We start from the raw sequence: 16791 nt of genomic DNA on the forward strand, positions 1-16791 counted from the left end.
CCCCTCGAAAGCCTGGTAATGTTTCCTTCGTCGCCGCGAGGGAGACCCCGCGCGACAGACACCTTGTCCGGGTGGCGGAATGGCAGACGCGCTAGCTTGAGGTGCTAGTGCCCTTTATCGGGCGTGGGGGTTCAAGTCCCCCCTCGGACACCAACAACGGTGCTGGCCGGTCTTCGGTCAGCACCGTTCTTGTTTTCCCGTCACCGAGCGGGACACGGCTCCTCACGCACAGTGTGGGCGATCTCTCTTGGGAGTGAAGGCGCCCAGGTCACAGCGTTGTCGATGGTCATGAACGGCCCCGGACGGCTCTCCCACCTGGCCGATCAAGCGGCACGGGCCTAGCTTCGTACTAAAATTTCCGGCTTGTTACGAGCTGGACCCGGACAACCCCAGGCAGACCTGCGGGCCCGCCAGCGCCCCGGAGGCTCCGGGATCGAGACGCGAGGACCGATGGCAGCCATAGACGAGAGCAGCGCTCTCGGCCTGCTCAACGAAGAGCTCAGCGCAGAGATCCGCGAACAGTTCGGCGACACCGCCCGTTTCTCCGGCGGTCCCGCCGCCTCCCCCCGCACGCTCGTCGACGTCTTCGACGCCTCCGTGCGGTCCTACCCCGACGAGCTCGCCCTGGACGACGGGACGGTCCAGCTCACCTACCGCGCACTGGCCTCCGAGGTGGAGCGGCTGCGGCGGCGGCTCGGCGAGGCCGGGGTCGGGCTGGGCGACCGGGTGGGCGTCCGGGTGCCGTCCGGCACCAATGACCTCTACGTCGCGATCCTCGCCGTACTCGCCGCCGGTGCCGCCTACGTCCCCGTCGACGCGGAGGACCCCGACGAGCGGGCCGAGCTGGTGTTCGGGGAGGCGGAGGTCCGGGCCGTGGTCGGCGCCGGGCACGAGCTGACCCTCAACGGCCGCAGTGACTCCCCCGCCGCCCGGCCCGGTGTCGAGCACGACGCGTGGATCATCTTCACCTCCGGGTCCACCGGCAAGCCCAAGGGCGTCGCCGTCTCGCACCGCAGTGCCGCCGCCTTCGTGGACGCCGAGGCCGCGCTGTTCCTCACCGACGACCCCATCGGTCCCGGTGACAGGGTCATGGCGGGGCTGTCGGTCGCCTTCGACGCGTCCTGCGAGGAGATGTGGCTGGCGTGGCGGTACGGGGCCTGTCTGGTGCCGGTGCCGCGTTCCCAGGTCCGCAGTGGGGCCGACCTCGGGCCCTGGCTCGTCGAGCAGGAGATCACGGTGGTCTCCACGGTGCCCACGCTCGCCTCGCTGTGGGAGCCCGAGACCCTCAACGACGTACGGCTGCTGATCTTCGGTGGTGAGGCCTGTCCGCCCGAGCTGGTGCAGCGGCTGGTCACCGAGGGGCGCGAGGTGTGGAACACCTACGGGCCCACCGAGGCGACCGTGGTGGCCTGTGCCTCGCTGATGAGCGGCGAGGAGCCGATCCGGATCGGGCTGCCGCTGGACGGCTGGGAGCTGGCCGTCGTCGACGAGGCCGGGGAGCCGGTACCGATGGGCGCCAGCGGTCAGCTGGTGATCGGCGGGGTCGGTCTCGCCCGGTACCTGGACGCCGAGAAGGACGCGGAGAAGTACGCGCCGCTGACATCGCTGGGCTGGGAGCGGGCGTACCGCAGCGGTGACCTCGTGAAGGCGGAGCCCGCGGGGCTCGTCTTCCTCGGGCGGGCCGACGAGCAGATCAAGCTCGGTGGCCGGCGGATCGAGCTCGGTGAGGTCGACGCCGCTCTCCAGGCGCTGCCCGGGGTCGCGGGCGCGGCCGCCGCCGTGCGCACCGCCCGCAGCGGCAACCAGCTCCTCGTCGGGTACGTCGTCACGCAGGACGGCTGGGACCAGGCGGCGGCCGTGGAGAAGCTGCGGGCCGAACTGCCCGCCGCGCTCGTGCCGTTGCTCGCTCCCGTCGACGACCTGCCGACCCGGACCTCCGGCAAGGTGGACCGCAACGCGCTGCCCTGGCCGCTGGAGCGGCTCGAAAGCAGCTCGAAGGCCGAGCAGCTGTACGGCACCGAGGCCTGGCTCGCCGAGCAGTGGGCGGAAGTCCTCGGCATCCCGGTCTCCAGCGCCCGCGACGACTTCTTCGCGATCGGCGGCTCCAGCCTGGCGGCGGCCCAGTTGACCACCCGGTTGCGCACCCGCTACCCGAGCGCGGCGGTCCTCGACATCTACCAGCAGCCCACGCTGCGGAAGCTGGCCCGGCACCTGGAGGAGTCCGCGCAGGACGACGGCGCGGCGCGGGTGATCGCGCCGGTGCCGCTCAGGGCCCAGGTGATCCAGCTCCTGGTCCTGATCCCCCTGTTCACGCTGATGGGGCTGCGCTGGCTGGTGCCGCTGGCCGCCGCCGGGAACCTCCTGCCCTCCTACGACTGGCTGCCGACCGCCTCCTGGTGGCTGATCGGCGCCGGTGCCCTCGCCCTGTTCAGCCCGCCCGGACGGCTCGCGATCGCCGCGGGCGGGGCCCGGCTGCTGCTGCGGGGCGTCCAGCCCGGCCGCCACCCGCGCGGGGGAAGCGTCCACCTGCGGCTGTGGACCGCCGAGCGGCTCGCCGAGTTCACCGGGGCGACCTCGCTGACCGGCTCCTGGCTGGAGCGGTACGCGCGGGCGCTCGGTGCCAAGATCGGTCCCGACGTGGACCTGCACTCGTTGCCGCCGGTCACGGGCATGCTCAAGCTGGGCCGAGGCGCCGCCGTGGAGTCCGAGGTGGACCTGTCCGGCTGGTGGCTGGACGGTGACCGGCTGGAGATCGGCCAGGTCAAGGTGGGCGCGCACGCCGTCGTCGGCACGCGCAGCATGCTCTTCCCGGGCGCCCGGGTCGGCAAGCGCGCCGAGGTGGCGCCGGGTTCGGCGGTCACCGGTCAGATCCCGACGGGACAGCGCTGGGCGGGGGCGCCCGCGGTCAAGCTCGGCAAGGCCAAGCGCAACTGGCCGAAGGAGCGTCCGGCGCGGGGCACGTACTGGCGGGTGATGTACGGCCTGACCGGACTCGCTCTGACCCTGCTGCCGGTGCTGGCGGGCGGGGCGGCCTTCCTGGTCGCGCGTCCTTTCCTCGCCGGCGATGCCCCGCTCCAGGGCGCCTTCCTCGCTCTCGTCCCGGCGACGCTCGCCTTCGGTCTGGCGTACGCGCTGCTGCTCCTGGTCGCCGTACGGCTGCTGAGCCTGGGGCTGCGCGAGGGGACGTATCCGACGCACAGCCGGATCGGGTGGCAGGCCTGGACGGTCACGCAGCTGATGGACCGCTCGCGCGAGACGCTGTTCCCGCTGTACGCCGGGCTGGTCACGCCGGTGTGGCTGCGGCTGCTCGGAATGCGGATCGGGCGCGGTGCGGAGGTGTCGACGGTGCTCGCGCTGCCGAGCCTGACGACGGTCGGCGAGGGCGCGTTCCTGGCCGACGACACGCTGACCGCGCCGTACGAGCTCGGTGGTGGCTGGGTGCGCATAGGGCGCGCGGAGATCGGGCGGCGGGCGTTCCTCGGGAACTCGGGGATGACCGCGCCGGGGCGGACCGTGCCGGACGGCGGGCTCGTCGGAGTGCTGTCGGCTACGCCGAAGAAGGCGAAGAAGGGCACGTCCTATCTGGGGCTGCCGCCGGTGAAGCTGCCGCGCAGCGCGGCCGACAGCGACCAGAGCCGCACGTACGAGCCCTCGGCGGGGCTGCTGTGGGCGCGCGGCCTGGTCGAGCTGTGTCGGATCGTGCCCGTGTTCTGCTCGGCGGGGCTCGCCGTGCTGACGATCGCCGCTCTGTGCGTGCTGGGGCCGTGGTCCTGGCTGCTGGCCGGGGTGGTGCTGCTCGCGGCCGGTGCGGTGGCGGGGCTGGTGTCGATGGCGGCGAAGTGGCTGCTGGTGGGGCGGCACCGCAGTGGGGAGCACCCGCTGTGGAGCGGCTTCGTGTGGCGCAACGAGCTCGCCGACACCTTCGTCGAGGTGCTGGCCGTGCCATGGCTGGCCGGCGCCGTGCCCGGTACGCCGGTGCTGACGGCGTGGCTGCGCGGGCTCGGCGCCCGGATCGGCAAGGGCGTCTGGGTGGAGAGCTACTGGCTGCCGGAGACCGACCTGGTGACGCTGGAGGACGGGGCGACGGTGAACCGTGGCTGTGTGCTGCAGACCCACCTCTTCCACGACCGGATCTTGCGGACGGATACTGTTGTTCTCCGTGAGGGTGCCACGCTGGGCCCTGGCGGGATCGTGCTGCCCGGCAGCACGATCGGGGCCCGCACCACGCTGGGTCCCGCGTCGCTCGTCATGGCCGCGGAGTCCGTCCCGGACGACACCCGCTGGCTCGGCAACCCGATCGAGGCATGGCGGCCCTGAACGCGGGCCACTCGGAGTCGGTGAGCGGTGTACCGGTGGATCCGAGTGGCAGTGCGGCGCAGGGAGCGGAAGCGGCAGTGGCAGTTCAGCAGGCGGCGGGTTCGGACCCGTACTTCCCGGAGCACGGTGACGCCCGGTACCGGGTGCATCGGTACGAGCTCGCGCTGGACTACCGCCCCGCCCCCAACCGGCTGGCCGGGAGCGCGCGGATCAACGCCATAGCGGGGCGCTCGCCGCTCGCCGAGTTCATGCTCAACCTGTCCGACTTCAAGATCGGCCGGGTGCGGGTGGACGGACGGCCGGCCCATTACACGCACCGGGGCGGAAAGCTGCGGGTCCGGCCCGCGAAGGCGGTGCGTCCCGGGGCCGCGTTCACCGTCGAGGTGCACTGGTCGGGCAACCCGAAGCCGGTCAGCAGCCCCTGGGGCGGGCTCGGCTGGGAGGAACTGGAGGACGGTGCGCTGGTGGCGAGCCAGCCGATCGGGGCGCCGTCCTGGTATCCGTGCAACGACCGGCCCGCGGACAAGGCGTCGTACCAGATCTCGATCACCACGCCCTCCGCGTACGCGGTCGTGGCGGGCGGGCGGCTGCTGACCCGTACCGCCAAGGCGTCCACGACGACCTGGGTGTACGAGCAGGCGGCGCCCACCTCCAGCTATCTCGTGGGGCTGTCGATCGGCAAGTACCAGACGGTGCTGCTCGGTGACCCGGGTCCGGGCGGGGTGCCGCAGCACGGGCACATCCCGGCGCATCTACTGCCGGAGTTCTCACGGGACTTCGCGCGGCAGCCGCAGATGATGGAGCTGTTCCAGGAGTTGTTCGGGCCGTATCCGTTCGACGAGTACGCGGTCGTCGTCACGGAGGAGGAGCTCGATGTGCCCGTGGAGGCCCAGGGGTTGTCGCTGTTCGGCGCCAACCACGTGGACGGCGCCCGGGGTTGGGAGCGGCTGGTCGCGCACGAGCTGGCGCACCAGTGGTTCGGCAACAGCGTATCCATCGCGGACTGGCGGCACATCTGGCTGAACGAGGGGTTCGCCAAGTACGCCGAGTGGCTGTGGTCGGAGCGCTCGGGGGGCCGTACCGCCCAGCAACTGGCCGCCGCCGCACACCGGTTGCTGTCCTCGCTCCCCCAGGACCTGCGCCTGGCCGACCCCGGCCGCAAGTCGATGTTCGACGACCGGCTCTACGAGCGTGGCGGGCTCACCGTGCACGCGATCCGCTGCGCGATGGGCGACGAGGCGTTCTTCCGGATGCTGCGCGGCTGGGCCGGGCTGCACCGGGGCGGGGCGGTCACCACCGCCACGCTCACGGCCCATGTCAACCGGTTCGCGGACGAATCACTGAACGGCCTGTTCGACGCGTGGGTGCACGGGGTGGAACTGCCCCCGTTGCCGACGCTCGGCCCTGCGCGGCCGGCGCACCCGCCGACCAACACCGGGAAGGTGCAGCCGTGACCCGACGTTCCGGCCGGCAACGGCCCGGCTGCCCCTGCGGTCTTCGGGAGACGTACGACGACTGCTGCGGCCGCTTCCACCGGGGTGAGGCGGCGGCACCCACCGCCGAAGCGCTCATGCGGTCGCGTTACAGCGCCTTCGTGAAGCTGGAGCGGGACTACCTGCTGCGCACCTGGCACCCCCGGACCCGTCCCGGCTCACTGGACCTGGATGCGGGCATGCGCTGGACCGGGCTCGAGATCCTGGACACGACCGACGGTTCGGCCTTCCACAGCGCGGGCACGGTGACGTTCCGCGCCTCGTTCAAGGGCGGCTCCCTGCACGAGCGCAGCCGTTTCGAGCGGGTCGACGGGGACTGGGTCTACGTCGACGGGGAGTTCCTCGACTGAACCACGGGGCGACTGAACTACGGGGCGAGGATGTCCAGTTCCTGGAGGGCGCCCTCCGCGATCTCGCGGGTCAGTTCCTCCGCGTGGCCCGCGTCGCCCGCGCGGATCGCCTCGGCGAGCCGGACGTGGAGGGTGACGGCGGCCGGGTCGGGGTCCTCGAACATGACCTCGTGGCGGGTGCGGCCGGTGAGGACCTCGGCGACCACGTCACCGAGGCGGGCGAACATCTCGTTGCCGGAGGCGTTGAGGATCACCCGGTGGAAGGCGATGTCATGGAAGAGGTAGCCCTCCAGCCGGTGGCCCTTGGAGTTGGCGACCATACCGAGCGCGCACTGGGTGAGTTCGGCGCACTGCTCGGCGGTCGCGTGCTTGGCGGCGAGGGCCGCCGCCACCGGCTCGATCGCCGAGCGCAGCACGGTCAGTGAGCGCAGCTGCTGAGGTCGGTCGGCGCCGGCCAGCCGCCAGCGGATGACCTGGGGGTCGTAGACGTTCCACTCGGCCTTCGGGCGGACCGTCACGCCCACGCGGCGGCGGGACTCGACCAGGTGCATGGACTCCAGGACCCGGACCGCCTCGCGCATCACGGAGCGTGAGACGTCGAAACGCTGGGCGAGTTCGTCGGTGCGCAGAACGCTGCCCGGCGGGTAGTCCCCCGCGGTGATCGCGGGTCCGAGGGCGTCCAGTACGCGTCCGTGCAGCCCCCGGCCCAATGTGCTCATGCACTCAGAGTACGGGGCGTGTCACACCCAGAAAAAGTCAGACTTATTCATCACAGACTCTTGATTCGTCGTACCTAATCGGTTTCAGTTGCGTCTGCATCAGTTGGCATCAGAGGTCGAAGACGACACGCAGACAGTGAGGCAGCGATGAGTACCCCGAAGGTCGTCGTGGTCATGGGCGTCGCGGGCACCGGCAAGACCACCATCGGTCCCCTGCTCGCGGCCCGGCTGGGCGTCCCGTACGCCGAGGGCGACGACTTCCACCCGCCGGCCAACATCGCCAAGATGTCGGCCGGCACCCCGCTCACCGACGACGACCGGTGGCCGTGGCTGGACGCCATCGGCTCCTGGGCGCACGGGCGGGCGGGACTCGGCGGGGTGGTCAGCTGCTCGGCGCTGAAGCGGTCGTACCGCGACCGGCTGCGGGCCGAGGCGCCCGGGGTCGTCTTCGTGCACCTGGCGGGCGACCGCTCCCTCATCGAGGACCGGATGTCGCACCGGCAGGGGCACTTCATGCCCACCGCACTGCTGGACTCGCAGTTCGCCACGCTCCAGCCGCTCCAGGAGGACGAGGCCGGAGTCGTGGTGGACGTCCTGGGCAGCCCGGAGGAGATCACCGGCCGGGCCGCGAAGGCGCTCGCCGAACTCCCGTAACACCCCCCTTTTTTTTGCCCCTTCCGAAGAACATCCCCGTACCTGCAAGGGAACCCCCGTGACCAGACTCAGCGTCGAGATGCTGGCAGCGGACGCACCGGAGCCGATCACCTCGGCCGGTCACGCTCAGCTGGGCATCGCCGTCCTGGCGGGCATCGCCGTCATCGTTGTGCTCATCACCAAGTTCAAGCTCCACGCGTTCCTGTCGCTGACCCTGGGCACGCTCGTGCTCGGCGCGGTCGCCGGAGCACCGCTCGACAAGGCCATCACCAGCTTCACCACCGGGCTCGGCAGCACGGTCGCCGGCGTCGGCGTGCTGATAGCCCTCGGCGCGATCCTCGGCAAGATGCTCGCCGACTCCGGCGGGGCCGACCAGATCGTCGACACGATTCTCGCGAAGGCTGGCGGCCGTTCGATGCCGTGGGCGATGGTCCTGATCGCCTCCGTCATCGGTCTGCCGCTGTTCTTCGAGGTCGGCGTCGTGCTGCTGATCCCGGTCGTGCTGATGGTCGCCAAGCGCGGCAACTACTCCCTGATGCGCATCGGCATCCCGGCCCTCGCGGGTCTGTCCGTGATGCACGGCCTGGTCCCGCCGCACCCCGGCCCGCTGGTGGCGATCGACGCGGTGCAGGCCAACCTGGGGGTGACGCTCGCGCTCGGCGTGCTGGTCGCCATCCCGACGGTGATCGTCGCCGGTCCGCTGTTCTCGAAGGTCGCCGCCCGCTGGGTGGACGTGCCGGCGCCCGACCGCATGGTCCCGCAACGCGCCTCGGAGGACCTGGAGAAGCGCCCGGCCTTCGGTCCGACGCTCGCCACGATCCTCCTCCCGGTCGTCCTGATGCTCTCCAAGGCCCTGGTCGACATCGTGATCGACGATCCCGACCACACCGTGCAGCGCGTCTTCGACGTCGTCGGCTCGCCGCTGATCGCCCTGCTGGCCTCGGTCCTCGTGGGCATCTTCACGCTGCTGCGGCCCGCCGGCTTCGGCAGGGACCGCCTCACCCCGCTCGTCGAGAAGGGACTCGCGCCCATCGCCGGCATCCTGCTGATCGTCGGCGCGGGCGGCGGCTTCAAGCAGACCCTGATCGACTCCGGGGTGGGTCAGATGGTCCTGGACATCTCCGAGGACTGGTCGATCCCGGCGCTGCTGCTGGCCTGGCTGATAGCCGTGGCGATACGTCTGGCCACCGGCTCGGCGACGGTGGCCACGGTCTCCGCGGCCGGCCTGGTGGCCCCCCTCGCCGCCGACATGTCCACCACCCACACGGCCCTGCTCGTCCTCGCCATCGGCGCCGGCTCGCTCTTCTTCAGCCATGTCAACGACGCCGGGTTCTGGCTGGTCAAGGAGTACTTCGGCCTGGACGTCGGCCAGACCATCAAGACCTGGTCGGTCATGGAGACGATCATCTCGGTGGTCGCGGGCGGCCTGGTGCTGCTGCTCTCGCTGGTCATCTAGCCGTACGGCGGCTGCGGCGCCCCCTGTCCGGCTACGGCCGCCACAGGGGGTGTTCGCGTTCCGCCCACTCCTGGCTCACTTCCCCGGTCCTGAGCCCTCTTCTCGCCTCGGGGTCGCCCAGTGCCATCCCGATGTGCCCCGCGAGGACGATGCCGATGCTCAGGGCCAGCCAGTCGTGGACGAAGGTGGCGCTGGTGCGCCACTGGATCGGGGTGAGGTGGGTGAACCACATCAGCAGGCCGGTGCCGAGCATGACGAGGCTCGCGCCCGCGATCCAGGCGGCGTAGACCTTCTGGCCCGCGTTGAACTTGCCCGCGGGGCGGGAGTCCCGGCGTTTGTCCCGGTGCAGGGCGGCCCGCAGCCAGACCTTGTCGTGCGGGCCGAAGCGGTTCAGGAAACCCAGGTCGGCGCGGAAGGCGCGGGAGACCAGGCCCACCAGGGCCGGTACGGGCAGGGCCAGGCCCGCCCACTCGTGGATACGGACCACCAGCTCACGGCGGCCGACGAGTTCGGCGAACTGGGGGACGTACAGGCAGGCGGCCGTCACCACGCAGACGCCCATCAGCGCGGCGGTGGCCCGATGGACCCACTTCTGGCTGCGGCCGAAACGCCGGACGCGGGTCCGCGCGGGGGCGTCAACTCGTAGGCTCATCGTCCCGCCCGTTCGATCGGCCCACCCAGGCGTCCACGTCGTAGCCCCGGTCCTCCCAGTAGCCCGGCTCGACGTCCTCGGTGACGGTGATGCCGGACAGCCACTTGGCGGACTTGTAGAAGTACATGGGGGCCACATAGAGGCGGACCGGGCCGCCGTGGGAGTGGCCGATGTCCTTGTCCTGCATGCGAAGGACCACCAGGACGTCCGGGCGGCGGGCCTGGTCGAGGGTGAGACTCTCGGAGTAGGCCCCGTCGAAGCAGGTGAAGCGGACGGCGCCCGCGGTCGCCCGCACCCCGGCGGCGTCCAGCAGCCGGGCCAGCCGTACGCCTTCGAACGGCGTGTCCGGGACCCGCCAGCCCGTCACGCACTGCACGTCCTTGACGATCCGGGTCTGGGGCATCGCCCGCAGGTCGGCGAGGGTGTAGGTGCCCGGGCGGGAGACCAGTCCGTCGATCTTGAGCTGGTAGTTCTCGGCGTCCTTGTGCGGCACCGACGACGTCACCGAGTAGTAGCGGAAGCCGCCGCCGTTGGGGAGCAGCCCCGTCAGACCGGTGGGGTCCTTGTCGGCGGCGCTGCCGAGGAAGGCCTCCAGGCCGCGTTGCAGGGTGGGCGCGGCGACCACGCCGAGCGCGCCCAGGCCGAGGGTGCCGAGGAGGACGCGGCGGCCGATCGGCTGACCGCGCTGCTCCTCGGGCTGTTCGGAGTTCACCTACTCATTCGAACACCCGCGAGGCCTGCGGGACCAGGAATCGCGGGTGCTCGTCAGACTTCCGTAACCACTTCTCAGGGCGTTCTCAGAGAGTCACGACGCCTCTTCGGCCGCCTTCTCCAGCTGGAACGCCTCGTTGCCGAGCCCGATCCGGGCGTGCGCCTCGGGCCTGCGGGACCGCATGACCAGGCCCTGTGCCAGTCCCACCAGCACGGCGAGGCCGATGATGCCGGGCAGTACCCAGCTCAGCGAGGAGCCGGGGCCCGCGCCGACCAGGACGTCGAAGTCCTTCACCGTGTAGACGGCGATCACCAGCAGGGCGATCCCGGCGAGGGCCGAGGTGAGCAGGCGCCAGGCCTGGGCGCCCGCCGCGCCGCGCCGGACGAAGAAGACGATGACGGACGCGGAGGCCGCCGCCATCAGCACGATCACGCCGAGCGAGCCGATGTTGCCCAGCCAGGTGAACAGGTGCAGGACCGGCACGGTGGGGTCGCCCGTGGGCTTGTCGTCGGCGATCGCGAAGACGGCGATGACCACGACGGACACGGCCGTCTGGAGGAGCGAGCCGGTGCCGGGCGCGCCGCTCGCGCTGTTCGTGCGGCCGAAGGCGGCGGGCAGCAGGCCCTCGCGGCCCATGGCGAAGGCGTAGCGGGCGACGACGTTGTGGAAGCTGAGCAGGGCCGCGAACATGCCGGTCACGAAGAGGAAGTGCAGCACATCGGTGAAGGTGGTGCCGAGGCGGTCCTCGGTGAGGCCGAAGAGCAGTCCCGCGCTCTGCTTCTGGGCCTCGCCGACGATGGCCGAGGGTCCGGTGGCGACGGTCAGGGCCCAGCTGCTGAGCGCGAAGAACACGGCGACTCCGCCGACGGCGAGGAACATCACGCGCGGGACGAGCACATGCGGGCGGCTGGTCTCCTCGGCGTAGACGGGAGCCTGCTCGAAGCCGGTGAAGGCGGCGATGCAGAAGCACAGGGCGGTACCGACGCCGACGCCGCTGAGGGTGTCCGGGTTGAACGCGTGCAGGGACAGGCCCTGGGCGGCCGGGTCGGAGACGGCGGCGATGTCGAAGATGACGACCAGGGTGACCTCGATGATCAGCAGGACGCCGAGCACACGCGCGTTGACGTCGATCTTCAGCCAGCCGAGCGCGCCGACGACCAGCGCGGCCACCAGCGCCGGAATCCACCAGGCCACCGACAGGTCGGCGTAGGTGGCGAACAGTCCGGAGACCTCGAAGCCGAAGATGCCGTAGATGCCGACCTGGAGCGCGTTGTAGGCGACCAGGGCGACGAGGGCCGCGCTCGCCCCGGCGGTGCCGCCGAGGCCGCGGGAGATGTAGGCGTAGAAGGCGCCCGCGTTGTGGACGTGCCGGCTCATCTCGGCGTAGCCGACGCTGAACAGGACGAGGACCAGGCCGAGGACGACGAAGAGAAGGGGCTGCCCGACGATCCCCATGACCGCGAATGTAGTGGGCATGACACCCGCGACGACCATGAGGGGGGCGGTCGCCGCGAGGACGGAGAGCAGCAGGCCCCCGGTGCCGAGGCGGCCGGCCCGCAGCACGCGGTCCTGCCCCTTGAAGGTACTGATGCCTGGTCTGCTCTTGCTGGAACTCTCGGTGGCCATGGGGACCGTCCTTCTGGGGTTCGGGGGTGTCACACCGTGCCGAGTGCGTGATCGCGGGCGGCGCGGAAGGCGGAGTACGGCTCGCGGTCCGGGTAGGACCAGGGGGCCGGGGTGGGGCGTTCGCCGATGCGGTGGAAGAGGGCGGCGGCCTCGGCGCCGCGGCCCTCGCAGACCTTCGCGTGGGCGAGGAAGTTGAGGTCGACCAGGCGGCGGGGGTGGCCTTCGTGCTCCCATTCCAGCCACCAGTCGAAGGCCGCCTTCATCACCTGCCGGGCCCGGCGTCCCGTCCAGTGGCCGGAGGCGGCGGGGTCGTTCGGCTCGTGTCCGGCGGCGGCCAGGGCGCGGTAGCGCTCGGCGTGCGCGATGACCGGCAGGATCGCGAGCGGCGAGTCGGCGGGGGCCTGCTCGGCGGCCCAGTTGGCGAAGTCGTAGACCTCGTGCAGCGGGTCGGGGCCCGTCTCGGCACGGCGCTCGGCGAGCCGGGCGACCATCAGATGGTGGGCGTGGTGGTGGTCGGCGTGCCGCTGCCGGATCTCGCCGAAGACGTCGGCGACCTCGTCCGCCGCCCCGAGGTCGCGCTCCAGCATCAGCAGACCGAGCCAGGGGGTCGGATCGGCGGGCACGAGATGGGCCGCGGTCCGGCAGGCCTCGCGGGCTGCGGTCGGCTTCCCCTTGCCCCGCAGGACGCGCTGGACCAGGGCGAGGGCGAGCAGCACGGCGGCGTCGGCGGAGTCCGGCTCGGCCACCAGCCAGTCCCTGGCCCAGGCCTCGCTGTACGGCTCGGCCGCGAGCACCGTGACGCGGTGGCCCCGGCAGTCCCAGTCATCACCCGTCCGGGTGAGCAGCGCCCGGACCGCCTGCCACCTGCCCTGCACCAGCGCGGTGCGCGCGTCGATGAGTTCGGCGTCGTCGAGGGCCGCGTCGAAGGCCTGAGCGGCGCGTTTTCGACTGCGGCCGAAGGGGGGCGGGGGCGGGGACACCGTGTGGGTTTTCCTCACGGAACGTGGGTGGTGGCGGGTGGGGCTGGAGGGAGCTGCGTGAGTGGGTGTGCGCGTGGGGCAGGTGGGACGAGCAGGCCGATACGGCGTTGCGGGTGGGGTGGGAGGGGGCTGTCTGGGCGGACGCCGGGAGGCCGACGGTCGGTGCGGGGCGGATCGACAGTCGTGCGGGCAGGTGGGGGCTGATTCTCACCGCCATCGACTGATCACGGACAGCCAACCCCCCGCCAATGGTTTGCGTCAAGAGCCGAAGGCGCATTACACGCGTCAACTCTCCATACCTGAGGGGAAGTTGTGACGAATTGGTGCTGGTGGGGCGGGGTCAAGGTCCCCCGTCTGTGGCGTACGCCATGGCGCCGCCCTCCCCGGCACCGCACCATGACAGGACACCCCGCCGCCGAGTTTCGTTCGGTGGCCGAGTCGACGGCCCGAATCCGGGTACTCCCAGGGGCAAGCCGGACGCTGGGACGCTACAGTCGGCGACTACCCCCTGCCGCCCGGCCGGACGATCGAGGTACGCAGCGTGTCGGTTCTGGTTCTGATTCTCGCCGTGAGTGCTGCCTGTTGCCTGGGCTTCGGCTTCGTGCTCCAGCAGAACGCGGCCCGTCAGGCCCCGCTGAGCGACTTCCTCTCCCCCCGGCTTCTCCTCGACCTGGTGAGGGTGCCGCGCTGGCTCGGCGGTATCGGACTGATGGTGGCCGGCATGGTGCTGGGCGCGATCGCGCTCGGCCAGGGCGAGGTGTCCCTGGTCGAACCCCTGCTCGCCACGAACCTGCTGTTCGCCCTCGCCCTGTCCCGCAAGCAGACCAAGCAGCCACTGGGCCGCCAGGGCTGGGCGGGGCTCGCGCTGCTGGCGGGCGGGGTGACCGCGTTCATCGTGGCGGGCGAGCCGCGCGGTGGTACGGCGGTCACCGACCCCTTGCGGCACTGGCTGATCATCGGCGTCATGATCGGCCTCGCCCTGCTGCTCACGACCTACGCCAAGCGCTCCCGCCTCAGCTCGGGCCCGGTCCTGCTGGCCCTGGCGGCCGGATTGCTGTACGGCGTCCAGGACGCCCTCACCCGGGTCAGCGGCCAGCGCTTCTCCGAGGGCGGCCTCGTCGAACTGCTGACCGGCTGGCAGCCGTACGCCGTGCTGGCCCTCGGCATCACCGGGCTCGTCCTGGTGCAGAGCGCGTTCGAGACCGCCCCGCTACGGATGTCGCTGCCCGCCCTGACCGCGGCCCAGCCGCTCGCCGGGATCGTGTGCGGGGTGGGCTTCCTGGGCGACCGCCTGCGCACCGACACCGGCGCGCTGACCTGGGAGGCGGTGGGGCTCGCGGCCGTCGTCGCGGGCATCGTGCTCCTGGGGATGCACCCCGCGATGCCCGATGGAGCCAACCGGCCGGAACCTGCGCGCAACCTCCAGCCGAGCTGACGCGGACGCGAGCGGGGGCATGGGCCTCCGCGCGGGCGCGTGTCTCTGCCGGGCCGGGTTCGTCGGCACGGGGGCGGACCTCTTTTCGACAGCGGGGCTGCGGGCTCGGGCTCCGGCTTGGCTGCGGGTTCCTGCGCGGGGGCGGGCCCCTTCTCGACAGCGAGGCCGGGCGGGACTGCGGGCACCGGCATGGGCGCAGACATCGGCTTGGCTGCGGGTTCCCGCGTGCGTGCGGGGTTCTCTACGGGTGTGGGGCCGGGAGGGGGTGTAGGCCCCGGCGTGGGTGTGCGGTTCTCTGCGGCTGCGGGCCGCCATGTGGCTGCGGGCCCGCGTAGGGGCGGGTACCGGCTCGGACAGCGGACCCGGCGTGGATACGTGCTCCTCTACGACTGCGGGGCCAGGCGTGGCTGCGGGCTCCCGCATGGATGCGGGCCCCTCCTCCGCTTCGGGAGCGGGCGTGGCCGCGAGTTCCCGCACCGGAGCGGGGCCCGGCTCGGACAGCGACCCGGCATCGATGCGGGATCCTCTGCGGCTGCCGGGCCAGGCGTGGCTGCCGGCTCCCGCATGGATGCGGACCCTCCCCCGCTTCGGGAGCGGGCGTGGCCGCGAGTTCCCGCACCGGAGCGGGGCCCGGCTCGGACAGCGGACCCGGCATCGATGCGGGATCCTCTGCGGCTGCCGGGCCAGGCGTGGCTGCCGGCTCCCGCATGGATGCGGACCCTCCCCCGCTGCGGGAGCGGGCGTGGCCGCGAGTTCCCGCACCGGAGCGGGGCCCGGCTCGGACAGCGGACCCGGCATCGATGCGGGATCCTCTGCGGCTGCGGGCCCCTGCTTGGATGGGGGGCATGAGCGCTGCTGACGAGATTCTCGACATCGTCGACGAAGACGACAACGTCGTCGCACAGTCCCCGCGCGGTGAGGCCTACGCGAAGGGCCTGCGCCATCGCTGTGTCTTCATCCAGGCCCGGGATGCCGAGGGCCGCCTCTTCGTCCACCGCCGTACCCCCACCAAGCTGGTCTTCCCGTCCCTCTACGACATGTTCGTCGGCGGAGTGGTCGGCGCGGGCGAGTCCTACGACGACGCGGCCCTGCGCGAGGCCGAGGAGGAACTGGGCGTGAAGGGCCTGCCCCGCCCGGAGTACCTCTTCAAGTTCCTCTACGACGACGGCGCCGACCGGACCTGGTGGTCCGCGGTCTACGAGGTCCGCTGCGAGCTGACGGTCAGCCCCCAGGTCGAGGAGGTCGCGTGGCACGACTTCCTGCCGGAGGACGAGGTGGAGCTGCGCCTGCGGGACTGGGAGTGGGTGCCGGACGGGCTGGCGGCGTACGAGCGGCTCAAGGCGTACCGCTCGATGGGATGAGCGTCGACCAGGTGAGCGTGCGTCTGCGCCCCCGCGGGACCGCCCCGGACACCGCCCTTCCAGCACCCGGCCGATAGGCTCGTGCGCGTGATCGATTTCGCACGGAACGTCCGCGTCTGGTTCGCCCCCGAGGAGGTCCGCCAGGAGGGCCACACCCCCGACTACCGGTTCTCGCTGGCCAATGAGCGCACCTTCCTGGCCTGGCTGCGCACCGCGCTCGCACTGATCGGCGGCGGCTTCGCCGTGGACCAGTTCCTGCCGGATCTGCGCTGGGGCTGGCGCGTCGGGCTGGCGCTCGCACTGCTCGCGGCGGGCGTGCTGTGTTCATTGCGGGCGGTCAACCACTGGGTGCGCTGCGAGCGGGCGATGCGGCGGGGCGAGGATCTGCCGGTGTCGAGGTTCCCGGCACTGCTCAGCCTGGTGGTCGCGGTGGTGGCCGTGGCCATGGTCTTCGTGGTGCTCGTCGGGTGGGAGGGGTGAGCGCGAGCGCCACCGCGGACCGCGACCCGGGGCTCCAGCCCGAACGCACCCGGCTCGCCTGGCGCCGTACGACGCTCTCGGGCACCGTCTCCGCCGTGCTCGCCATGAAGACGGCCCTGCACGGCGGTCCGTCCTCCGCCGCACTCATCACCGGCGCCCTGTGCTGCACCCTCTGGCTCTGCCTCCTGTACGTCGCCCACCGCCGCATCCACACCCTGACCTCGTCAGACACCCCACCGACCCTCACCCGTCGAACCGCCACGACGACGGTCCTGTGCACGGTGGCGATGGCGGCGTGCGGGGCGGCGCTGCTGTTCTGAAGGGGACCGGAGAAAGAGACGTCCGGAGAGCGGGCCGGAGAGCGGCGTCCGGAGACCAGGCACCGCAGGACGAGGGCCGGAGAACAGCGTCCTGCGAGCGAGGTCCGAACACCGGCGTCCGGCACCCGCCGACACGGCCACGCACCCGGCCGAGCCGCGCGTCGGGGTCCCGCGGCCTCGCATATGCGACCCCAGGGCTCACCGACTGGGGGCGTACCGACCGCGTGGGAGTGCTG

At 71.8% G+C, this 16791-nt stretch carries 14 protein-coding genes and 1 tRNA gene; 10 read left to right on the forward strand and 5 right to left on the reverse strand.

Features of this window, described 5'->3' with window-relative positions; translation table 11 throughout:
* The first annotated feature begins 65 nt into the window (after positions 1 to 65).
* From ABZT93_RS07355 to ABZT93_RS07370, 4 genes are all read left to right on the forward strand, one after another.
* Positions 66 to 153, forward strand: a tRNA-Leu gene (locus ABZT93_RS07355).
* A 297-nt stretch (positions 154 to 450) separates the two neighbouring features.
* Positions 451 to 4317 carry a Pls/PosA family non-ribosomal peptide synthetase gene (locus ABZT93_RS07360; RefSeq protein WP_356100299.1) on the forward strand — a complete coding sequence of 1289 codons (3867 nt, stop codon included), beginning with the start codon at positions 451 to 453 and terminating at the stop codon, positions 4315 to 4317.
* Between the two features lie 77 nt (positions 4318 to 4394).
* Positions 4395 to 5771, forward strand: coding sequence for a M1 family metallopeptidase (locus ABZT93_RS07365; RefSeq protein ID WP_356100304.1), 1377 nt, complete (start codon positions 4395 to 4397; stop codon positions 5769 to 5771).
* Positions 5768 to 6160, forward strand: a complete 393-nt coding sequence (locus ABZT93_RS07370; RefSeq protein ID WP_356100307.1) for a YchJ family metal-binding protein — start codon at positions 5768 to 5770, stop codon at positions 6158 to 6160. The genes ABZT93_RS07365 and ABZT93_RS07370 overlap by 4 nt, the downstream gene beginning before the upstream one ends.
* Positions 6161 to 6177: 17 nt before the next feature.
* On the opposite strand, the gene ABZT93_RS07375 is transcribed toward ABZT93_RS07370, so the two are convergent.
* Positions 6178 to 6879: an FCD domain-containing protein gene (locus ABZT93_RS07375; protein ID WP_356100310.1), complete on the reverse strand. Its 702-nt coding sequence runs from the start codon at positions 6877 to 6879 to the stop codon at positions 6178 to 6180.
* Between the two features lie 147 nt (positions 6880 to 7026).
* Here ABZT93_RS07375 and ABZT93_RS07380 point away from each other — a divergent pair, with 147 nt between their 5' ends.
* Both ABZT93_RS07380 and ABZT93_RS07385 read left to right on the forward strand, forming a co-directional pair.
* The gene (locus ABZT93_RS07380; protein ID WP_356100313.1) at positions 7027 to 7533 is read left to right on the forward strand and encodes a gluconokinase; all 507 of its coding nucleotides are present in this window, start codon (positions 7027 to 7029) and stop codon (positions 7531 to 7533) included.
* 58 nt (positions 7534 to 7591) lie between these two features.
* A complete protein-coding gene (locus ABZT93_RS07385; protein WP_356100316.1) occupies positions 7592 to 8989 on the forward strand; it encodes a gluconate:H+ symporter in 1398 nt (465 codons plus the stop codon).
* A gap of 31 nt (positions 8990 to 9020) precedes the next feature.
* Here ABZT93_RS07385 and ABZT93_RS07390 read toward each other — a convergent pair whose 3' ends face one another.
* From ABZT93_RS07390 to ABZT93_RS07405, 4 genes are all read right to left on the reverse strand, one after another.
* Positions 9021 to 9641, reverse strand: coding sequence for a cytochrome b/b6 domain-containing protein (locus tag ABZT93_RS07390; protein ID WP_356100319.1), 621 nt, complete (start codon positions 9639 to 9641; stop codon positions 9021 to 9023).
* On the reverse strand, positions 9625 to 10353 hold the full coding sequence (locus tag ABZT93_RS07395; protein WP_356100322.1) for a molybdopterin-dependent oxidoreductase: 729 nt from the start codon (positions 10351 to 10353) through the stop codon (positions 9625 to 9627). The genes ABZT93_RS07390 and ABZT93_RS07395 overlap by 17 nt, the downstream gene beginning before the upstream one ends.
* Positions 10354 to 10446: 93 nt before the next feature.
* The gene (locus tag ABZT93_RS07400) at positions 10447 to 11979 is read right to left on the reverse strand and encodes an APC family permease (RefSeq protein WP_356100325.1); all 1533 of its coding nucleotides are present in this window, start codon (positions 11977 to 11979) and stop codon (positions 10447 to 10449) included.
* A gap of 29 nt (positions 11980 to 12008) precedes the next feature.
* Positions 12009 to 12959, reverse strand: a complete 951-nt coding sequence (locus tag ABZT93_RS07405) for a hypothetical protein (protein ID WP_356100705.1) — start codon at positions 12957 to 12959, stop codon at positions 12009 to 12011.
* A gap of 541 nt (positions 12960 to 13500) precedes the next feature.
* Between ABZT93_RS07405 and ABZT93_RS07410 the strand changes: the two genes are divergently transcribed.
* The 4 genes from ABZT93_RS07410 to ABZT93_RS07425 all read left to right on the forward strand — a co-directional run bounded on the left by ABZT93_RS07410 (position 13501) and on the right by ABZT93_RS07425 (position 16555).
* A complete protein-coding gene (locus ABZT93_RS07410; RefSeq protein WP_356100327.1) occupies positions 13501 to 14394 on the forward strand; it encodes a DMT family transporter in 894 nt (297 codons plus the stop codon).
* 845 nt (positions 14395 to 15239) lie between these two features.
* Positions 15240 to 15755 carry an NUDIX domain-containing protein gene (locus tag ABZT93_RS07415; protein WP_356100330.1) on the forward strand — a complete coding sequence of 172 codons (516 nt, stop codon included), beginning with the start codon at positions 15240 to 15242 and terminating at the stop codon, positions 15753 to 15755.
* A gap of 87 nt (positions 15756 to 15842) precedes the next feature.
* Positions 15843 to 16235 carry a DUF202 domain-containing protein gene (locus ABZT93_RS07420; RefSeq protein ID WP_356019809.1) on the forward strand — a complete coding sequence of 131 codons (393 nt, stop codon included), beginning with the start codon at positions 15843 to 15845 and terminating at the stop codon, positions 16233 to 16235.
* Positions 16232 to 16555, forward strand: coding sequence for a DUF202 domain-containing protein (locus tag ABZT93_RS07425; RefSeq protein WP_356100333.1), 324 nt, complete (start codon positions 16232 to 16234; stop codon positions 16553 to 16555). The genes ABZT93_RS07420 and ABZT93_RS07425 overlap by 4 nt, the downstream gene beginning before the upstream one ends.
* Positions 16556 to 16791 lie beyond the last annotated feature (236 nt).

This window comes from Streptomyces sp. NPDC005303, from assembly GCF_040607335.1.
In the GTDB taxonomy this organism is placed as follows: Bacteria; Actinomycetota; Actinomycetes; order Streptomycetales; family Streptomycetaceae; genus Streptomyces.

Excerpts from the sequence above, each read along its gene's own strand:
- ABZT93_RS07380 (WP_356100313.1), top strand. The coding sequence starts at position 7,027 with ATGAGTACCCCGAAGGTCGTCGTGGTCATGGGCGTCGCGGGCACCGGC.
- ABZT93_RS07400 (WP_356100325.1), bottom strand. The coding sequence starts at position 11,979 with ATGGCCACCGAGAGTTCCAGCAAGAGCAGACCAGGCATCAGTACCTTC.
- ABZT93_RS07415 (WP_356100330.1), top strand. The coding sequence starts at position 15,240 with ATGAGCGCTGCTGACGAGATTCTCGACATCGTCGACGAAGACGACAAC.
- ABZT93_RS07375 (WP_356100310.1), bottom strand. The coding sequence starts at position 6,879 with ATGAGCACATTGGGCCGGGGGCTGCACGGACGCGTACTGGACGCCCTC.
- ABZT93_RS07360 (WP_356100299.1), top strand. The coding sequence starts at position 451 with ATGGCAGCCATAGACGAGAGCAGCGCTCTCGGCCTGCTCAACGAAGAG.
- ABZT93_RS07390 (WP_356100319.1), bottom strand. The coding sequence starts at position 9,641 with ATGAGCCTACGAGTTGACGCCCCCGCGCGGACCCGCGTCCGGCGTTTC.